The following is a 21,205-nucleotide window of genomic DNA, read 5'->3' on the forward strand; positions in this document are numbered from 1 at the left end:
ATCACCGCCTAATATTTATTTCCGATACTTCCATAATAATTTCATGGGTTTTGCATTTCGTCAGGAACCACGTATCTAAAGCATCTGATTGGTAATGTAATTCAATAATTTTATGATCGTGTAGAGCCCTCAGACCTGAAGACAAACCAAGTGATAATTGATGATATGGTAATTCTCCAGCACCCTTACTACGATTAAATAATTCTCCACCATCTAATTCGATCGATGTAGTAGAAAGCCAATTCATAAAATCAGCAAATGGAATAAACTTTCCCCTTGGCAGGTCTTTACTTTCTGAGAGTAGATCTTCTAATCGTACCTTTGTGTTTGGAATGACGATACCTCCATGTTGAAAACCATAACCAAGAAAGCAAGCCCATGTCTTCCATGCATTAACGTTGGTATCATTAAATTTATTCGGTGAATCGCTTTCAAATAGCATTTCATTATTAAACTCATCTGTAAGCTTTTTACTGGATTCTCCAAAAACCTTTTCCCCACGCATTAAATACCAACTTGTAAATCTATAAAACATTAACTCCGTTTTTGATAAGGCTAACCTTGAAACTAGTCGTCGAAATGAGTCTGGTGTTTCAACATCCTTTTTATTAACTAATAGATTTACTTTGTCTGTTACCGGATCCTCTTCAATTAGACGACCCTCTTTAGCTAAACTAAATACATTTGAAAATTGAGATTTACTATTATTTAAGTGATTGGGTTGAAGCAAATCAGATAACTGTTGTTTAGATAAGGACTTATATGCTACAAGTTGACATAGTGCTAAAACCCTGTTAGGCATCATCGTGTTAGCAAGACGTGGAATAAATGGCATGCACATTACCATCCTTTACTGATATATTAAAACCAATCCTCTTCCTCTTCGGAAGTAACGAGTAACTGCTCTATGTTACATAGGGATCCATCAATTAGTTCTTGTAATTGTTTTTGCTCGGAGACTATAAAAAAATTTTTCTTTGCAATGTGAATTACCCTATTATTATCACTCTGTTGTTGATAATTTGTAGACCACCGATATACCCAATCTCCTAGTATTTCATTATCTGGATAAATAATGGCAACTAGTCCAGATAAACTATACATCTTTGGCTCTTGTTCAATTTCCTCAATCTCTAATATTGAATAACTAATTGGAGTTTCGGTTGGCATATTCTTAATAAATTTTTCTCTTGGAACACCCATTAAATTAGGAATTATCACGGTTTGTACTCTCGAATTAATAACCCCATTAATAATTTCAATAATGAACTCTGAGGATAACACCTTATTGGTGTAAACAAATAAATCTTTATAACCACCTAAATATTGCTTTAAAGCCCCTTCTATTGGGAGCAATGAGCCTCTTGTATTTAATGTAACTTCTGTTATTGTTGGGTATTGGAATGGCTCAGTATGATTTTCATGACACGCTGGACATCCGCCACAAGTGTCGTTGGAATAAGGATACGTCTCTTGGAAATAATTGCTAAAGCATTCATGGTCTGCCTCTGTAACCATAATCTTCATTTTGTAAAATTCATAGGTAAAACGATCTCGCTCATTCTTTCTTAGTGGCTCTATCTTTTGGTTTAGTAAATCTCTATCACTAAGTGTATCTACATCAATCATCTTTACAAGTAATTGACGCCTCTGATCCACTTCAAGCTTCCTAATATCCAAGATATCAAGTAATCCATAACGATATAAAAATAGTATCGTTGTTTCATTCCAACTCGCGTTATTCCCACCGGTCTCTTGGTTTCGCAAATGATGAGGTCGGGTGTTGGTATCTACCCAGAATGAATCTCCCGTAAATTCTTTAGCGGAACGGCGAATTCTTTCCCATCGTTCCACCATATTATCAACAGTTAAAACTGCACTGTTATTCATTTGAACAAGCTCGTCTTCTTTTGTTGCGCTTAATAAACTAATAGACGCATATCCATCTCGTCCCCCACGACCAACTTCCTGATAGAATCGGTTAATACTCTCAGGAATACAACAATGAATGACTGTCCTGACATCACTTTTATCTACACCCATACCAAATGCAGAGGTAGCAACAATCATATCAAGAGAGTTAGAATTCCATTTTTCAAGGATGCGTTCTCGTTCATCACTATTTGTTTCACCTGTAAAGCAAATAACGGAAGAATATCCTGATTCCCGAATAGCTTTTTCCCAGTCTCTAGCACTTTCTTTACTAGAAACATATAAAATAAGAGGCTTTGGCAATAAAGGTATGACCTCAAGAATACGATTTTTTCTTTCAACTTGATTTGTGGGTCGATCTAAAAAAAATATAGGTTCGTAACGTAAGGCATCGCTCCGGAACTCTATTAATTTATTGTCTTCAGAAAATAATTTTTTTAGAGTTTGTGTTGCCGCATCAGTAATTGTAGCAGAGAGTAAAATTGTTTTAAGTTGTCCATTACTAGCCTCCAAAATCTTTTTTCGGAAGACGGACAATAATTGAAAGTCAGTTCTAAATGCACTTCCCCAATCTACTACAATATGTGCTTCATCAATAACTAGCCGCTTAATACGATTTTCCTTTGCAGCATTAAGAATAATCGGAAAAAGAGCACCATTAATTATTGCCTCAGGAGAGGTATATAGAAGAGGAATTGTCCCATTTCTAACTCCCTCAAAGATAATATTTTTCTTTTCTTCAGAAATACCTCCGAAATAAGCCTGCGGTCGGTGTTCCTCTCCACGAGCATCTCTAAAGTATTCTCTAGATGCGCGATTTTGGTCAATTGCAAGTGCTACTGTAGGTACAACAACAATGGTTGTACCTGCACTAAGTACAGCACCATGAATACGTCCTCCTTTTGTCTCAAAAAAGGAAGGAAGTTGTCCTATTAGGCTTTTTCCACCGCCAGTAGGTAGGCATGCAAGGAGAGTTTCACCAGGTTGCATAGTCATACTGACTCGTACCAAAGATTTTTGTTCTTTAGATGCATACTCAGCATATCCTGTTGTCTGAAGAAGTAATCCATCACCCAATCGTCGTTCTGTTTTACGTCTTTTCACCAGATCGTATACATTCGAAATTTGATTTGCATGTTTTAACCAAACGGGAAATGAATATTTGCAGTTTATTTCACCAGCATAATCTATACTAAATCCAAAATCTTCTTTTAAATCCAAAAACTTTTCCAGATAATCTTCATGCAAAAGAAAACCCTCATGATACATCAAAATAATTTGACGTAAATGTCCTGCTGCATCACGCCATGTACCCAACAAATCTTTATTTTCAAAAGATAATAAGCAACGAGATAACCTTAGATTACTAAAAGTCCTTGAAGTTTCTTTTGGGTCCATCTTATTTTTCAGCAATTCCAGAATTGAATTGTATCCCTCTAAGGGAGTTATTTTTTTCAATAACATTTCACTAGTTATTTGAAAAGCATTTTTCATGGTTAATCCACCAACCATCCGAAAGCTACAGACTCTAAAGTTATTTTGGGACTCACTAGACCTTTAAATAAAGAGTCGTAGATATTTGATAGTATTGTAATTTCTTCCACGTCATTAATATCTGTTTTATTAAAAAAGATATTCGCGGCTCTTCTACCATCTAATCGTCGTTGAAAATCAATTTCAGCTTGTTTTACATTAATCATTTTTGATAGCCTTTGTTGTACATCTTGGTAACTTTTTTCATATGCACGCTTTACATTTGAAATCCATTCATCCTGAGGAAATTGTTCCTTAAATTGCATAATTCTTTGGTTGCTTCTTTTTCCTAAGTGCTCGCCTCTATTACTACTACTATTGTAAGAAAAAAGAATATTTCTAATTTTTTCTTCATCCATCGACTGATCCAATTCATCGTAACCTTGTATTGATTGATACTGTTCAAGTGGAACATAACCTTGTGCCAATACAAGATTTTCTATTTCATGGTTGTTCGATAATAATTCACTAGGGTCTATTGTAACGGACCAAGTTAATATGAATCCTTTCCAATTTACACCTGTATTTTTTCGATAATATGCACAACATCTACCTAGGTCTGATGTACTAGCATTGTTAACAATTGAATCGAAAAAAGGCTCTCCTGGGGAAAAAAAGATAAGATCTTCGCGCTCTACCGCTTTTCTACGATTAAAGGATCCTCGAATCTCACCTGTTCGTTTAGATCGTTTATGTGCTTCCTGCATATTGAAAGGTGGAATCAGTAATGTATTTCTCATGGATTTTAAACTCACACCTTCTGGCCTAAATATTGTTACCTGTCCTTGTTCTCCGCTTTTTCCATTTAACCCAGCAAGATGAGCCCACGACATCATTGTATTGGCAAGTATTTCGCCATTATTTCCATCAAATTTGTTAATTAAATTAGTTAGTTGATCTTGAACATTTTCATCAAGTTGGCGTGCCATATCATAATAACGTTCAACATCAACTCTTTTACGCATAGCTTCCAAAGAAGTTTGCATGGTTTCTAGAACATTAGATAACCCATGACGAATATCTGTTGTTAATGCCTGATCTATCTGTTCATTAATATCTCCGAGTGCAATTTCTAGTCCGCTCAATGATTCAGTAAAAATGTTGAGTCCCTCATTCCAAAGGCGATACAAATCAGTTTCTACTGTTTCTTCAGATACAAATACAATTGATACTACTTCTTTTTCCCTACCAATTCTGTCTAGACGACCAATTCGTTGTTCCAACATCGAAGGTGACCACGGTAAATCAATATGAATTACCTCATCAGCCATTTGGAAATTCCGCCCTTCTCCTCCGAGTTCATCACATATCATAAACTTACAAGTAGGGTCTTTTTGAAAATCGTCAACGGACTGCTGAAGTTCCTTATCACGCATTCCAATATGGAAAGCACGTACTGCATTTGCACCAAATTTTTTAGATAATACCGTTTTCACTTCAGTTAAGGTTTCTTTCCAGGAAGTAAAAATTACAGTTTTATTACTCAATGACTCAGAAACATAATCAATTACTTTCATTAACCGTCCTTTTATTTTATCAGGTTCATCATAAAGTTCCTCAAATCTGGTTAATTCAAGTGAATTAGCACTTTTCCATTGTGAAACAGTATTAGCTAATTCATTTAGTAACTTCTCTTCATTCTTGATTACTTTTGTAGTCTCAATTATTGTAATACCGTTTCGGGTTTTTACAGGTGTGGCTGTTTCACTCACATATCCCGTTATAATTTGTTTTCTATTATTAAGAACAGACATTAAAGCAAAGGGGGAACTAAAAATTGCTGAAAGCAGCAATTTTTTATAGTTCACATTATCAGCACTAAATTTACTTAAATAATCTAATAGCATCTCATAAGTTTCATATTCATGGAACAATTCATCTGAACCTTTCATTTCGTAACTTACTAATTCTGATTTACGTTTTGCTATTTTTTCACCTAACTCTTTACGTCTATGTCTAATAATCTTGCGTTCTATTTGATAGTGCTCTGCTATATATGCTAACACCAGACGCACATCAGCTAATCCCTCATCATCATTGGTAGAGTCAATATTTTTTATTAGATCATCTAAAATTGGGTCATTTAAATGGTTAGCAACATCTTCTAATTCTTCAACAAAAAATTCTTTATCATCATGATAGTCCGCCAAGTCACGAACTAATCCATGAATCTTCCCACTTAAATATGCTTGCTTTTCTATTAAGGCACTAAACTCTATTTCGTCTATTTTTGAATACTTTTCAGGTTCCAACAACCTTAATAGGTTTAAATACTCGGTTCTACGCGATTGTATTGGTGTAGCACTTAACAATAACAAATGTTGCACGCGTTTGCTCAACTTTTGAATGATGTTATATTCAAAGGTTAAGTTCAACAACCGATGTGTTTCGTCTATGATACACATATCCCAATTTGAACGAAGAATACGTATCCCTTCAGGTGTATTAACCTTTTCTAATGGAAATATTATTTGATCTGGAGGGTTCAAATCTCCTTCATCCCATACAGGAATTTCCTCCCAAAATTTATAATAAAGTTCATTCTTCCATTGATAAACTAGAGATTCTGGTGCGATTATTATTACTTTCATGTTTCCAAGTCGGTGCTCTAAGCCTTTTTTAATTACAAATGCTTGTATGGTTTTCCCAAGGCCTACTTCATCAGCTAACATAAACCGACAAGGGTTCTCTGCAATGGCTCTAACAATTGTATCAACCTGGTGTGGCAACAAAAACACACGTGAACCCACCAATGTTTCAAAACCAAAAGTAGCATTAGTTAACGTATGCAATGCTCCTGTGACGACCTGACGATTATGGTGCCAAATCGGATTATGAAACTCATAATTTTCTATTTGGTGTATTGGATTACTATCACTTGCAGAAAACGGCGCTAAAAGTTGTTGCTCTCCAAACATTTCAATATAGCTCACTCCATTTTCCATAAATTTCACATAATATTGGTAATATTCATTTTCATTTGAGTTTGCTTTACTAATAATTGTTCCCTTTTTTTTTGAATTAATTTTAACTTCAGTATTTTGGTAAACTTCGCAATGTTCCACTCTATTAGTTTGGAATACTTGTATGTCACTTATATCATATAGAGTTGTTATCTTTAGTTGTGGATTTATTTCGTGAAATTTAACCTTTACCTCATCAAGTAACTGGTTAATTTCAATTACTTGCCCTAATGCAAATCTACGCGGTAATTCTGGATACTCATTATCAATAGGGCAACGAACGTACATACCTTTTTTTAAATTAAAATTATTCATTTACTTCCCACCTAATTAGAAGAATAGTTTTGAATATTAATTCTGAAATCATATTAATAAAGCATTAATATAATGAAATTTGGAAAGCTAAAATAAAATTTTAATAAATATCTAATCATACTTTCTATTATACTTCGACTTCCTATTATTATATAATTATTTTGTTAAAAAATTGTAAGTTCATAGCAACATTTGTTATAATTTGTATGGTAAGTACCTTTTCAAATATTGAATAACCTCTATGTCAATAATTCTGGATAGGAGTTTTATAGTTGACATTTCAGTGTAAACGCTATTTTTATTATTGGTACTTCATTTCTCAGAGGTTCCTTTATATTAATCTATGGCCAAAACTCGAGGAAAACCCTTATTGAATATTGCTATGACTTAGTGCCACTTATGCCAAAGTTGAGAGCCACTAGTCTAGCGGGACAGCCACCAATAAAAATGGTTCTGCAATTATACAGTGGTACCAGATTGTTACTTTACATGGAGCCTCTGCGGGCATGGATTCCCATCCAGGAAGCCAGCATTCATGGGGCTAGCTTAGTGCTTAGTCAACAAGGCTATCATGCCCTCCTCTCCATGTAAAGAACAGGTATAGTCCGTTAACATATCATAGGGGGGCTCTCATCATGGCAGACATGTCACTATTTTTTGTCCGAAGTGTCACTGAAATATGGCAGAGTTGTCACTTTCGCATGGCTGTATGTACCTTATTGTCCTATATATAGTATACTTAGTGCTTCTTAAAAGGCTCAAAGATTGAAGAGTGCCTCAATCCCGTCTACTCGACTTACACGTTTAATCAAAGAATTTTATGAAAAAAAATAAGAAAGCCAGTCCTTAACTAGCTTTCTTTACTATTTCCTTATATAAACATTCAAATGAATATGATCAAAAAATTCTGGATTCACCGCTTCTATATCCCGCAGAATGCCTTTCCATTGTTTCCTTGGAAGCTGTGTTTCGCCATTTTCCAAAAGCTTTATAATATATTTTCTTACTTGGCCTCGTAATTTCAATTTATCTCTCAAGTATTCATCCATCTTCGTTAGATTAACAATATCCATTCTAACAACTTCATCATCTTCGATTAATGGAAAGAACTTATTGATATTATTTAAATAGCTTTGCTCGTTCTGAAATTGTGTGATCACATTTCGATTTTCTTCCTTAGAAAGGAAATTAACAATATCATCTATATACTTGATATCATCAAGTATAAGGTTTTCTTTTTGTAAGATATTGTTTATTGGTTCTATTTTTTGAACAAGGTCCCCAGGGATTAATCGAGTAAATCTTTTTAGGGATATAATTTCGTTTGCCTTATCAATAACTAAGGGTTTTATAGAATCCAAGTAATTTTTAACAGCTTTTTGCAGGTCAACAATAAAGTTCCCCAGTGGGTAGTTCTTAATTTGGAATTTATTCAATGCCTTCGAAGGGGTAAACGATAGAAATTTCTGGTCAAAATTCTTGTCTTCAATCATGTTATCTATTTTGTTATAATCCACGATATTGTCCCTTAAGGCAAACCAATCAAGAAAAAATTCCTCAGCAATTTCCAGCCACTCTTTTTGTATCGGATTAACAATCGAAGATGTCCAATCACTTTGTCCGATTCTGTGTATTTTTGACATTAGGTTTTTAAAATAATATGCAAAATCTTCAATCGGATAGCCTAAATATTTTTCTAGTTCTGACACCCATTGCCTTTTTAGTCTCTCTGTTTGGAATATCCATTCCGATACATTTATGTCATTAGAAATTTTTGCAAACATATCTCCTCTATCTTGCATTTTCAATTGTTGGAAATTCGAAATTTGTAGAAGATTTATATTTTTATCAATCACAATCTGCATTTTGTTATTTTCTTTAAATGATATAGGGTATTTATATCTATTTACTATTTCACATCTTTGAATCACAGCGCTTGACTTAATAGCTCTTGAAGTATTTTCTCTTACGATAGATGATCCTTTAACAATTTCGTGAATAATGGTTGCTACACCAGACCTAAGGGGTTCCAAGAGCTGGTCTTTTACTTTATGTCCTTCAATCCAGTCCCGTATGTGAGGATTAACCACATTTCTCGCTTCAGAAATATCTTCGTTTATTTCTTCCTTATTATACGATCCAAGCTTTCTCACACTAACGGTAATATCAGGACAATCAAATTTAAAGTGTTTTAAAAAGGAATATGCAATAGTATACTCTTTGTCATTTGGGGATGAGTACATTTCAGATAAAAGTTTAATCGTTTTATCTTCATGTTCAACAAAAACCTCTCTATTTAATAAGTTTATGATTTTTTTTGCAGCTTTTGACTCACCCTTAATCAAAAATTGTAATATTTCCCTTGAGTGAAGAATCAAATATCTGAGTGTGCCCTTACCATTTGGAATTCCATCAAATATTCTGTTAATGAGAGGGATATTAAAAGGTAAGATGTTTAAATCAGTATCTGAATCAATAAATAACCTTTTACATGAATTTGCATGTGGGCATTTCCCAGTACATGTATAACCATTTGCTTCTTTTAAGGCTAATATATAGTTCAACAAGTATTGTTGGGCTTGCTTTTTTTCCAACGTAAAGAAATTGGATCCAGACTCGTCCGAAAGCCAAAGTTTTTTTACCCGATCATCAATTGTATCTAAATTCTTTATTCTATTCTTTAATTCTAAAGTAAAATCTTCCCCCTGTTCTACACCAGGAGTCAAACCAATTACCACATCCCAGTTTCCTTCTTCTAATGTAAGAAAATAATCAAGTAGATCTGCAGCATATAAATTTATTGATTGTACTAAATCATCTATAAGCAGTACAGGCCGTATTTTTAGCTCTAATAATAATTTGGTTAATTGTTTAAAGATAGTTTTCATATCCGTACCTTGAAAAAGATATTGATCTAACTTCTTAAGTAGCGAATCCCGAAACTTATTATAATGGATGTCAATTTTAATTGTTGTGCTATTGAGAAGTAATTCAAATTCTTCCTTTGTGATTATCTCCAGTGGCTTACTAATTTTCCCTTTTAGAATTTGCTTTGTAAATTCTAAAATATTTTTTTCTATTACAGGCCTAAGTAACAATGTGGCTGGTACAATATCATCGTCACTTTCAAATAGTTCCGACATTGTTGACCATACCATTTGATTGATAATTGTAATAGGCTTACTAAGTAATAAATCCCATTTATACTCATCAATAATTAAATCTCCTAATTCAAGTCCTATCGATTCATAACATTTTTTAACTAAAACTTGTGGATTTAGTTCATTTCTTGAAATCCTTATAATTGGCCTAGGATTATTTGAAAGACTCCATTGATCTCTTATCCAGCAGAGCAGTTCCGATTTCCCAGATCCAGTTGACCCAAAAATAACGAAAATACGATTTCCAAAGGTATGGTGCTCTTCTATTTCTTCAAGTAAATCATTTTCTGAAACACTTTCGGTGAGCTTATTCCTATAATACCGATTCAGTGTCTGAGGAAAATGAGTCTTTCTAAAGAAGTCTTTTGAATAACTGTATCTTTCATCAGCAGTGCCATATAAATAGTTTACGCTTTTTGTTGAAATACAAGGAATCAAGTAGATTCACCTCCTAATTTTACCCAGTTCCATTGTTTCTTTTCTCCATAGGATAAGTACGGTAAATCTTGTTTTTTTGTTAATTCAGCAATATTTACTCCGTTAAGATTGAAGATTGAATATAAGATTCCATGAAATACCGTTCCATTATATATACAAGGTATAAAAGAATTTATCTTCTTTTCAAAGAAGATTTGTAACGGACCTTCCCAAGTTCCACTTTCTTGAACGATACTCTTCATTAATTTTGAATGCGGTAGAGCATAAAAACCCCCATATACCCGATAACCTAATCCAAAGTACTCCATCATTCTTTTCCAAGCATTCACTTTTTCTTGACTAATTGCTAAATTCTCAAATATGAGATTAGCCTCATAGTATAAATCTTTAATATAAAGTTGATTTGGTACTACAAACAATTGGTAATACATTGTTGAAAAAATATAATTTGGATCTGTTGGATTATTTGTTTCATCAGCAATTTCTTTGATTCGCGAAAGGTAATGTATCTCCTTAATCCTATCTTTGTGCATCGGCCAAATATTCTTCAAGTTATCTATTTGAATATATTTTAGATTCAGTAGAAAATTCAAGGCAGCATCCACTAAAGAAGAAATATCCCCTTGAGGTTGATACTGATATTTAGTTACTAACTCTACCTTGGAAATACCAGGATACTTTTGAATGGATTGAAGGATTGCACCAATTTCAGGACCATAACAAATTTGAAATAAAGACACTATACCACTCCTTCATTACATTTGATTTCATCAATCGTCTTTGATAAATGGTAATAATTATGAATAGATCTTAACTTCATAAAATGACGATGTGATATGTTTATGATATCTTCGGGTTTTATTTTGCAAATAGGACAAGAACATTCTAAAGGTTTAATAATTCGTTCTTGTACCTTCTTTACATTTGAATCAGAAATAAGATATGTCCGGAAGGGATTACTATAAAATATTTGGTGAAATGCTGCTACCATTGTTGGTCTACTTGAATCGAAAGAGGCAATTTTAAGCTTTGCCATTTCTTTAATTTGTTGAATTCCAGTTACACCAAAAATATGTAATTTATGAGAACCCACTATTTCAGTAACTGACTTCATATAATGAATTTGCTCTAATGGACTACGTGCTAACATAGAACCTAATCCAAAACTATTGAATCCCAATTTTCTTAATTCATGAATACAATAGATTGTACTCGGAATATCAAATCCTTGAATTACCCCCATTAATTCTACATTTTCAGGGAGATTACTTTTACTAATTAAATCTACATATTCATATGCATTGAATAATGTCTTTTCAACGGAACAAAACTTTTCTGAAAGTGTATTTTTGTTGAGGAGTGGCTCATCTAGGTGGACAAGTTTTATAGGAATATCTCGTGGAGCGGAATCAATGATGAATTTCTGTATGTCTAATATATCCCTCAGCTTAAATTTTTCAGGATTTTTAGAGTAGAAAAGCGCACCTGAATCAATAATTAATTTCTTTGGTTTTCTTTGGAATTTTTTTACTCCATACTTATTGTCTGGTATTGCCGATATTAACATGCAACACTCTTCATAATAGTCGCAAAATATTGCATCACTATGTGACCAACTTATATAAAAATCCATTATAGCCTCCCTTTTAAATTATACGTGATTATACGTGATATTTATTTAAATTATAGCATTTTTCTTCACTTTAAGTAAAGTTATAAAAATAAAAAGCCTCTTGATATTAGAGACTTTATAAATATAATTGCCATTTTTCATATACTTTCTCTAAATTCTCCTTCGTTGGATAAAACCTCCTGCTAGTTTTGAACACTTCGTCCCAAATTGGATTTTTTTTATCAAAAAAGTCACCTCTCCAATTATTCACACAAACATCCAGTTCTAGTTTAGGAATATCTTGATATTTATAAACATTCTTTTGGTGATTTTCTACAAAAAATTTAAAAATTAAATACCAAGATATGGAAGAATTACAAATGGATGCTCTTTTAAGTTCTTGGATTTCTTTAACACTATATACTTTATAAAATTCATAACTGTTTAGTACTTTTTCTATGTATTCCATAAAATCCTCTATTATGTTTTCAGTTTCTTCTAAGGTGTAATAACCAAAAACTAATGATACTATCGTTTCTAACGTTTTAAGATTCATTATTTTTGTTGAGTTATTGCTAATTTTGGCACTTTTAATTTCAATGAAATTTTTAAATAGATCAACTTCCAGTAAAGTATTAATAACTATTATTACTGGGGAACTATTTGAAATTAACACTGGAAACTCATCATCTAATTCTGATTTTGGTAGGACTGTCATTAGATAGCCATCTTTAATAGAAATATTATATATATTATTTTCTTCTTTTATCACTGTGATATCATCAGTATGAATTTGAATCAATTCATTAATTGATTGGTGCGCAGAAATTTTCAAATTCCAACTTTTCATTTCTCTTAGCGTAGCAGTACTTAAATACAATTCAGTTTTTTTTCTACTTAACTTTTTGGCATGGCCTATCTTAATGCTATTCATATTATTGCTCCTTTGAATAAAAAATTTTTTAAGCCTGCATTTATAAAAAAGGGGTTGAAGAATTATATCTTCAACCCCTCCTGTTTATTTTCTTTAAATTGTTGGTAAAATACATGGGTATTATGGAAACCCCTTCTTCGATTACGATTATTACCCCTGAAGATGATTACCTCTATGCCGACTTCCTTACAAATTTCACAACCACACTTTTTCCATGGTGTGTCTTCAAGCACTTTCCGATAAAGTTTCTCATTGTTATTTCTTTTTTCAAAATTCATTAAATTATCATATTCGAGAATTGTTTCAAGAGTCTCCTCAATACCTAATTGTCCCTTATCAAACAATCTTAGAGCTTCAAGTGATTTTTGCTCTAATTTTTTAAATAGCTCTAAAGATCCGACACCCTTAACTAACAATTTCTTTATTTTCGAACTTCTTTCAGTTGCCTGTGGAACTCTGATGGCAGCATATTTAGCTCCGTCCATTGTAAAATAGTTATTTTTTGCGCTCAACCATGCTTGGCGCAGGAAACTCGTAGAATCAAAAGAAGTAACGCCAAGTTGATTAAAAGTATTTATTGACTCTAAACGAGCAGCTCCGAATAAATGTACTTCCATATATTCTGGTAATAATGGAGCAATATTTTTCAAAACATCATAGATCACCTCATTGGGTGAAAAAGCCAAACCACCTAGCGAAATATGCTGATACCCCATGTCAATTAGGTTTTTGACTGATTGAACATATGTTGGTACATCCCAACCTTGGGCTATTCCAGAAGGCTTAAATGTGTAACTACCTTCATTATGCAATTTAATAAATCTTTCAGCATTTGATTCTGTAATAGATAAACGTCTTATTCTCTCATCCATTTCGGAATGTTCTGGGAGAATTAAATGGTCAATAGAAACGCCAATATCAAAACCAAGCATCTCATAATTGTCTAATATTTCCTTTGTTCCAAATGGAGGCTCAAAATAGTTTCTATAACTATAAGCACCGCAATCTCCAAGAATCGGAAAATCCGATGGATACCTAACAAAGTTATGGATCCCTCCTGCATCAATTACTTTTTGGAACTTTTTATTTTTTTGACTGTCTATTGTTTTCTTTGAATCAATGTTCATCATCGATACCAGTAGACCATCATAGTTTGGGATATTATATATTTCATGTGAATAAACGTCATTCAAATAAGGATCACGATTTTCTGTATGAGTGTCTTCAATGAAGTTAAAATTTGGATCAACCCGATCATCATTTTCTGGCATGTAATAGCGTAACGGAAAATTTTTATAATTTTTTGCAACAATATCTGATTTTCTGAAGATGTCAATTTTTTTCTCTTGCAATGAAGGTATGTCCTTTCCTGATGATTCAGTTTTAACCTGGTAGTCCAGAGGAAACAAGTGCATTTGTTCAATGATATTTTTTTTCATTCGATATTTTTCTAAAATTTTTAAGACATCATTAGGATTTTTATAAATTCGATCAAATAAATTTTTATCATTCACCATTTCTTGTGCAATCAATTTAAATAAGAAGCCTTTTAGTTCAATATTCCCAGAACCAAACTCCTTGGTATCATCTTGCGTAATTTCTAGTCTATGATATGGTTCTGCGTTTGGGATTACCTTCCTACTAGATTTACTGGCAAGAAAAATTAGTTTTTGACCTTGAATAGTCCTTTCTAAAGGAAGTTGAATCGATTTTAAATATTGATCCCCTAGTAAGAAAAACACTAAATCATAATCTTTAATTTTCTCTGAAACCTTAAAATTAATGTTTAAAAAGTCGGACCACTCGATTACTTCTTTTGCTTTCATGTCGTTGAAAGTAACTTCATAAGGGACTATTTCATCTGCTTCATCAATTAAACCATAACCTGCAGAAACAATACTTACGTCTATTATTTCCTCACCATATTGCTCACGAAGTAATTCTACACCTTCCATAAGCCGTTTATGCTGCTTGCCAGTATATAACTTTCCAGCAGTGGTTTTATATTCATGAAGATTTTCTTCTTTATTTTTTAAACTTTCTTTATCTCTAAAATCACTTAATAAAAGTTGATTTTCAGGCTTAAATAGCTTTTCCCCAGTACATGAGGTTATAACCAATGTTCTAACCATAGTTACCCCTCCAATAAATAGAATCTATTTGATTCAATAATAAAAGACAATAGGATTAGATTATATCTTAAATTAGGTAAGTTTCCAATAGACAATGAATGTAATTAATTTTTCACACACTGAATAATCCCTTAGATAATAGACAGATTAATGTACTTTCCATATCTGTCCGATCCCCGATGCCCGATCCTAGAGGTAAGGAAATCCCTCCATAGAACTTGAATATAGGAAAAATTTTTTGAAAAGAAATACTCCAATCCGAAAAAGTTTAAAACCATTTGCGGTTTGGAGTGTTTGTAGCTATTTACAATTTTGTTAATAATCTCTTAACTTCATCATGTCTACATTACTACGTTCATTCTTTCTCTCTATTTCTATCTCTGCACTTATACCGACCCTTTTCCTCAACAATCATAAACCCTTTCTTTGATTCGACCATAAAACTCATAAAATTTTTTGTGTTAGTAGTGATCTTATCTTTTAGGTCTTCTGCTGTCAGACGTTTATCACGAAATGCCGATTCCTTCATGACAATTTCAATCGTATGCCCATAACTTAGAAATATTTTTGTGAATTTGACTCCTAGCGGCTGTGTCCCCTTCACATGATTAAGCGCAAACCAGATGCAGGTTTCCTTTTTGTATGACTTTGTTGGAAACAGCCAAATATCTAATGATGCATCAATTTTAATTGGGTACATTCTTCTGTTTTCGCCTAACAGCTGAGTTGAGCTATTGAGTGCTCCCTTAAAGTTAGAGCCATAGCTTATAAGTGTTTTGTCAATTAGTTGGACTGGTGACATCATTACTGTAAACTCATCGTCTTCATCTATTACATGCGTAAATAATTCGCCGTTTTCGTTAAATATTCCGTAAAACAACACAGTTTTTTCGTTAATTAAATAGTCATACTTTAAGCTCATCATTATTCTCTCTTTCTTAATGGTTGATGGTTCTTTCAATTTACATCTTTAATTTTTTTCTGAAAAAGGGTATACTATCGTAGTTGGTAAACCCAACACCTGAAAATCCATGGGCGTTGTCTGCCATGACTTAGACGCCTATGGGTTTTTTATATTAATTTTTCACATGTCCCTCACCCCCTTTGCTCCTCTAGCCACGCGACTAGTTTTTCTATATTGCTTTTGTCATTTGCTAAATAGTAATAGCCGGCTCTTGATGATCCCTGGAAGTGTTTCCATACCGGATTATGACGTTTCCAATCTACCTGTCTTAACTGATCCATACGGTATACCAGTTCTTGCTTCCGCACTTCAAATGGATGCTTTTCCAAGCCTTTATTGACATAATAGGCAATTCCGAAAAGTAATGGGAAATTGGCGAGCATGGATTCCTCAAAATCACCAATTCGCTCAGGTGGATACTGCTGAAACAATTCATTGAACCAAATAGTAATTAGTTTGATATAGTCATTGTCTTCGAGATGTGCTTCATAGCGATCATCTACCGCTCGATGAATCATTTTTCCAGTTAGAAAAATAGCCACAATTTGCCGCAGCTGAGATAATGAAAGCAATTTCTTATTTGTCGGCCTAACAATCGCCCTTTTCTCAATCTCTACACCGGCGATCTTAAGCTGTTTATTGTTCTTCAAAATGGAATTGGTGATTTTATTTAACTCTTTTCTAGAGTCGAAGGCAATTCTCTTTGATAATGCCACCTTTTTCCCCTTTGTATTAAGGTCTATAAATAGTTGATCACCCTCTTCTTTAGTTAGACCCTCAAATATTTGCACTACAACCTCTGTTTTTTGAACAAAATGAAGCAATTTGTATCCTATTTTCATGTATTCATCATTGTCAATCTTTACTGCACGGCTACCCATTTCTTCGATTTGGCAAAATGCTTTTAAGCGTTGGTTCCCATCAATAATCGTCAATTCTAAAGGCTTGTCAGTACCTAAACTGTTAACTGCCGCAACGATTGGCGGAAAGTAAATCTGTTCTGTTAAAACGTTTTCAAGAATATATTTTTTAATCGCTCTGACATGCAGTTTGTTAACCTCTCGTAATTTCACTTGCCCGTCTTGGATTAATGTTGTCAGCTCATAAATTGTGTATGTTGCCATCGATTGCCGCTTGGAAAATACGTTGTTAACGATCAAGTAGTCCCAATCCTTTCCTTATCGATAATAGCCTTAAATTTCCATGCTGTTCTTTGAATGGAAGTCGTTGATGAATGATGCTTTATTCTTCCTGTCGTAGGGTCGTAAAGATGTGAAAAGAGCGGGTCATCATGTTTCCACGTGCAGTATTTTTTTAAACTGCTAAGGTGCTTGATTGCTTCATGATGGGAAATGGAGTAATTCTTAGTGAGATGAAAAGCAGTATAGGCTAAAGCAACTTGAATTCCTGTCAGCCCAGTAACAAATTTACGGCGATTTGCCATTTGTTTAGGGAATAACTGCTGCCATGATTCAAAGAAAGATTGTGAAATAGCAATCACCTCATCTGGGTGATAATCTCCAAAATTAGGCTCGCCCTTTTTGACTGATAAATTGCCTTCAAACAAGGCCAGCAAGCATTTTTTCATGATCGTTAGTGAAGTTATTGCGGAATTATAGTTAGTAAGACGTGATAGTTCTTGTTCGATTTCATATTCTGATTGCAGTCGTTTCGCTATCTTTCTTGTTAATTCTGTATACTTATCGCGATGATCATATTGCATGATTAGTCCAATATGCGCTTCTTTTCGTTCTGTATTGATATCAGTGAAAAGCTGCCTCTCTTCTTGCTGTGTTAAATCCAAATACACCTGCATGGCTACTGGATATTCTTTCAACTTGTCAATATAGACTTGTATGTTGTTTGCTTCTTTATCATTTCCTGTTTCTTCTGCTGTTTCCTTTTGCGATTTTAAATGGCTTAATGCTGACGACATGGCAGAACTTCGATGCTGGCCGTCGAGTATGTAAAGCATTGTGCCTGGTTCTAAGGCCCAGCCTAGTTCTGTTTCTATAAATGCCCCCCTCGCAGAAAAAATAAATGGTGAAAAATAAAAATCCTTTCCTCTTAATGATTTTAAAATAAATTCTCTTATTTCCGACCTTCTCTGTGGGTCTAATTTACGCTGAACTTCGGGATCTACTTCAAAAAGCGCTTCCAAAGTTGAAAAACGTAGTTGGGTTGCTAATACTTTTTTTCCAAACTGATTATAGCCAATTCCTTCAATAATAGTTTTAAAGTCATGATTCGACAATTATTATCACCCCTCACGACAATATTATATTGATATTAAACTACAAAAGTAAATTGGAATTTTCCTATGTTCGTTTGGTGAACTTAACACATGATGTTGTTCTTTTGTGCTGCTTTTAGCAGAACCTTGACAAATTTCATAATTATATTAAAATATTTACCTTCTCTTTGAATAAGCTATTTTTTCCTACAATAATTCTAAAATTATCTCAGTGAACAGTAATATTATCAAATTAGAACACTACCAATAATTATTATTTTAATTGTGACAGTTTGTTCACTGTTTTTTCGAAATATAGTTACTATTTGCTTTGTGACTTACTAAAACGTTTTTAAGAAACAAAAAAAGTAGTGGCATTGAATTAAATGCCACTACTTTTCTACCCGTAATATTAGTTATAAAAGCTAGACAACTCTGAAAGATTAGTAATTAAGAGAGTTTTCTAATATATTTGTGTTCTCATCCAACTAACGAGTCCACTATAATCCTTCTCTTCGACAAAACGGTTTGCGATTTCTTTCATGACTCCGTCTCGCTTAAATGTTTTTTTCTTCAGTTCACGGATTTCATTTCCGTGTTTTTTCAGAATTGCTGCCACTTGAACAGTGTCTTGATAAAGTTTATTCATATCGCAACGTTCTTCACCTTCATTTTCTGCTATTATTGTAGAGCCCGAACGGTTACCATAGCGAACGTTCCATTTATAATGAAGTGTGCATGCGCTTAAAAATTTTTCTTGGATAACTTCGAACCAAGCACCTTGGAAAACGCCGGAAAGTTGGAAGTTGGGTGCATAACGATGATGGCCATTTCAACCAGCTAATGTAGTGATTCCAGCTAGGTTCAAGGTTTTCACCAGCATTGCCACCTGTGGATCCAAGTCCAATGCGTTAACTTTAATCCCAAACCTTCTTTGCGCAAATGATCTCCAGCGGAAATGGTACCCTTCCATGTGTACTGGGAATTCGCGACCCGGTACATTCATGATCCTTTTCATCAACGCTTTCGGTAGGCGGTTCACAACTACTTGACATTTATTATAAGCAGGCCAAAAGGTTGGAATGTTTAGCTGGTACAGTAATTCGCGAACTTTTTCAATGTCTTTTGTTGTATTTTCTTCCGTAAGCACAATTACATCTTTTTTTACATCTACAAACAACCCTCTGATTTGTAACGCCTCTGCCACACGTTCTGTTCCATTCATCATTTCTAATTTCATTAAGTTCATCTAAATCATCCTCTCGTTTAATTTGTGACTTAAGTATAATAAAAAGCCGGTTACGAATTAGTAACCGGCCTAACGGAGGACAATCGATGGGATGTCAGCTCTCCATTCGTACCCATCTGTTGTCGTAATAAGAACTGAAGTAGCGATATCATCTCTTCCCATTGCCTGTGACAGTTTTTTGCGGAGGCTGACCATATAGCGCTTCACTGCTGAAGATCCGACTTGTCGATCGATCCAGACGGACGATTCAATTTGAACTTTCGGACAGGATGTCATTGCATGATCGATTAAGAATCCGAGAATTTCTGCCTCTTTACGTTCCAAACGAATGTCATCTTGACACCCACGGAAAAATTTCTCTTCTTTCGTTAAATCTAATACGACACATTTACCATCCATTGCATCATCAATCACTTTTGTATAATGGTCCTTTGTAACAAACTTCCTTTTTTCATTCGTTTCTTTTAATAAAATCGGTTCTCTACGATTCTCTTTCATTCGATCGATATATAACTCAATGAACCATTCATAATCATTGGTTGAATCCAGCAGTTTTGCTTCTTTTATTAACGAATAAGCTTTTTCGACATATCCGAGCCTTTTGTACCCTAGTGCCATATTGCAAAGCAGTTTGATACGCTTGCTGCCAGTAAGCCCTTTTGCTAAAGCTTCATTCCCATAAAATAGAACCGCTTCCCATTTTCTATCTTCCTTCGCCAAAATAAAGGACAAATGATAAAACGCGTCGGGTTTTTTTGAAGCATGAATGGTCGCCATCCGTAATGTTTTATATGCAGCATGATAGTTCCCTTTTCTAATTTTCTCATCCCGACCCACTTCTAAATACAGATCAGACAACGTAATCGCGTATCGCGGTTCTTTCTTATCTACTTGAATAAATTGACTGTACAGGTTCACTCCCTCTTCTAACCAAGCAATCCGCTTTTCCCCTTCATCTAGCCCCTCTCGATTGAGCCAATTATCCTCCCAGTCTAGCAACTCATCTACCGTCATTTCTTCTTTTCTCTCCTGTCTCCTGTCAAAAAGCATTATTGCTTTTTCCAAATGGCATACTTTTCAGGCATGCACACCCCACATGGTCTAAATCCTGCAGAAATTGCTGTTTGCTCATCAGCAAAAAATCCTCTATGTTTTATATATCCACACTTATTTATGGCACCAAATGCTACAGGACAATCGATTCTTCTGTTAATTTCACTTTGGCGATGCCCGCCAAAAGTACCTAGAATTTCACTCTCATACGGTTGCTTATCAGCCCTCATTAGAGTATATACTTTGTGAAGTTCCTTTTTTTCGAAACTTTCATCTATCCCATTCACATCAATAATTCACCTGCCATTTTCAAATCTTTTGAATTCTAACGAGAAAATTAGAATTAGTTATCTAATCTAAAATTTCTTAAACTCACTCTAAATCCACCAATTTAGCAATGACTTACAAATTCAAACTCGGCATACCTTTCCTTAAATATATTTTCAGTTGCTTTACTGTGTCCGCTTTTAACCAGCCTCCATCTCTTTTTAAAGTGCCAATTCCTTTATATGATGTTTCACTCATTTTATCTGTGTAAATACATTTATGATGAATAGTAAATTTCTTCGTGGGTATATCAATATTGATCCAGATTTGGGCTTTCTTTGTAAACAAGAAATCCATTTGTGCCACCTCTTTTTTCAGAAATGTACATTCTTTTTCTTACAACCACCATTATGGTGTTT

The 21,205-nt window shown here is 33.9% G+C and carries 16 protein-coding genes; all 16 read right to left on the reverse strand.

The features are described 5' to 3' along the window. Position 1: 1 nt before the first annotated feature. A complete protein-coding gene (locus RTR43_RS20810; RefSeq protein WP_312474707.1) occupies positions 2-841 on the reverse strand; it encodes a hypothetical protein in 840 nt (279 codons plus the stop codon). Positions 842-861: 20 nt separating this feature from the next. Continuing rightward, positions 862-3,426 (reverse strand): protein DpdF, encoded by a 2,565-nt coding sequence (dpdF, locus tag RTR43_RS20815; RefSeq protein ID WP_312474711.1) that lies wholly within the window; start codon positions 3,424-3,426, stop codon positions 862-864. A 2-nt stretch (positions 3,427-3,428) separates the two neighbouring features. Beyond that, positions 3,429-6,743, reverse strand: a complete 3,315-nt coding sequence (locus RTR43_RS20820; RefSeq protein ID WP_312474714.1) for an SNF2-related protein — start codon at positions 6,741-6,743, stop codon at positions 3,429-3,431. Positions 6,744-7,606: 863 nt separating this feature from the next. Beyond that, complete coding sequence (locus tag RTR43_RS20825; protein WP_312474716.1) at positions 7,607-10,342, reverse strand: hypothetical protein; 2,736 nt, start codon at positions 10,340-10,342, stop codon at positions 7,607-7,609. Further along, positions 10,339-11,082: a hypothetical protein gene (locus RTR43_RS20830; RefSeq protein WP_312474719.1), complete on the reverse strand. Its 744-nt coding sequence runs from the start codon at positions 11,080-11,082 to the stop codon at positions 10,339-10,341. The genes RTR43_RS20825 and RTR43_RS20830 overlap by 4 nt, the downstream gene beginning before the upstream one ends. After that, positions 11,082-11,975 carry a queuine tRNA-ribosyltransferase gene (locus tag RTR43_RS20835; RefSeq protein ID WP_312474722.1) on the reverse strand — a complete coding sequence of 298 codons (894 nt, stop codon included), beginning with the start codon at positions 11,973-11,975 and terminating at the stop codon, positions 11,082-11,084. Before RTR43_RS20835 ends, RTR43_RS20830 begins: the two co-directional genes overlap by 1 nt. Positions 11,976-12,090: 115 nt before the next feature. Continuing rightward, positions 12,091-12,888, reverse strand: a complete 798-nt coding sequence (locus RTR43_RS20840) for a ParB N-terminal domain-containing protein (protein WP_312474727.1) — start codon at positions 12,886-12,888, stop codon at positions 12,091-12,093. 62 nt (positions 12,889-12,950) lie between these two features. After that, entirely contained in the window at positions 12,951-15,020 is a 2,070-nt protein-coding gene (gene dpdA / locus RTR43_RS20845; RefSeq protein WP_312474729.1) for a tRNA-guanine transglycosylase DpdA, read from the reverse strand. A 355-nt stretch (positions 15,021-15,375) separates the two neighbouring features. Continuing rightward, positions 15,376-15,945, reverse strand: coding sequence for a competence protein ComK (locus RTR43_RS20850; RefSeq protein ID WP_312474733.1), 570 nt, complete (start codon positions 15,943-15,945; stop codon positions 15,376-15,378). Positions 15,946-16,115: 170 nt separating this feature from the next. Beyond that, complete coding sequence (locus RTR43_RS20855) at positions 16,116-17,108, reverse strand: DNA sulfur modification protein DndB (RefSeq protein WP_312474736.1); 993 nt, start codon at positions 17,106-17,108, stop codon at positions 16,116-16,118. Between the two features lie 32 nt (positions 17,109-17,140). Next, the gene (locus RTR43_RS20860; RefSeq protein ID WP_312474739.1) at positions 17,141-18,238 is read right to left on the reverse strand and encodes a DNA sulfur modification protein DndB; all 1,098 of its coding nucleotides are present in this window, start codon (positions 18,236-18,238) and stop codon (positions 17,141-17,143) included. A gap of 442 nt (positions 18,239-18,680) precedes the next feature. Beyond that, positions 18,681-18,866, reverse strand: coding sequence for a hypothetical protein (locus RTR43_RS20865; RefSeq protein ID WP_312474742.1), 186 nt, complete (start codon positions 18,864-18,866; stop codon positions 18,681-18,683). Positions 18,867-19,049: 183 nt separating this feature from the next. Beyond that, complete coding sequence (locus RTR43_RS20870; RefSeq protein ID WP_312474744.1) at positions 19,050-19,466, reverse strand: hypothetical protein; 417 nt, start codon at positions 19,464-19,466, stop codon at positions 19,050-19,052. A gap of 69 nt (positions 19,467-19,535) precedes the next feature. Continuing rightward, the gene (locus tag RTR43_RS20875; RefSeq protein WP_312474747.1) at positions 19,536-20,516 is read right to left on the reverse strand and encodes a winged helix-turn-helix domain-containing protein; all 981 of its coding nucleotides are present in this window, start codon (positions 20,514-20,516) and stop codon (positions 19,536-19,538) included. Beyond that, positions 20,516-20,806 carry a metal-binding protein gene (locus RTR43_RS20880; protein WP_312474749.1) on the reverse strand — a complete coding sequence of 97 codons (291 nt, stop codon included), beginning with the start codon at positions 20,804-20,806 and terminating at the stop codon, positions 20,516-20,518. The genes RTR43_RS20875 and RTR43_RS20880 overlap by 1 nt, the downstream gene beginning before the upstream one ends. A 115-nt stretch (positions 20,807-20,921) precedes the next feature. Continuing rightward, a complete protein-coding gene (locus RTR43_RS20885; protein ID WP_312474752.1) occupies positions 20,922-21,143 on the reverse strand; it encodes a hypothetical protein in 222 nt (73 codons plus the stop codon). Positions 21,144-21,205 lie beyond the last annotated feature (62 nt).

This window comes from Neobacillus sp., assembly GCF_031988165.1.
GTDB classification, from domain to species: domain Bacteria; phylum Bacillota; class Bacilli; order Bacillales; family Cytobacillaceae; genus Neobacillus; species Neobacillus rhizosphaerae.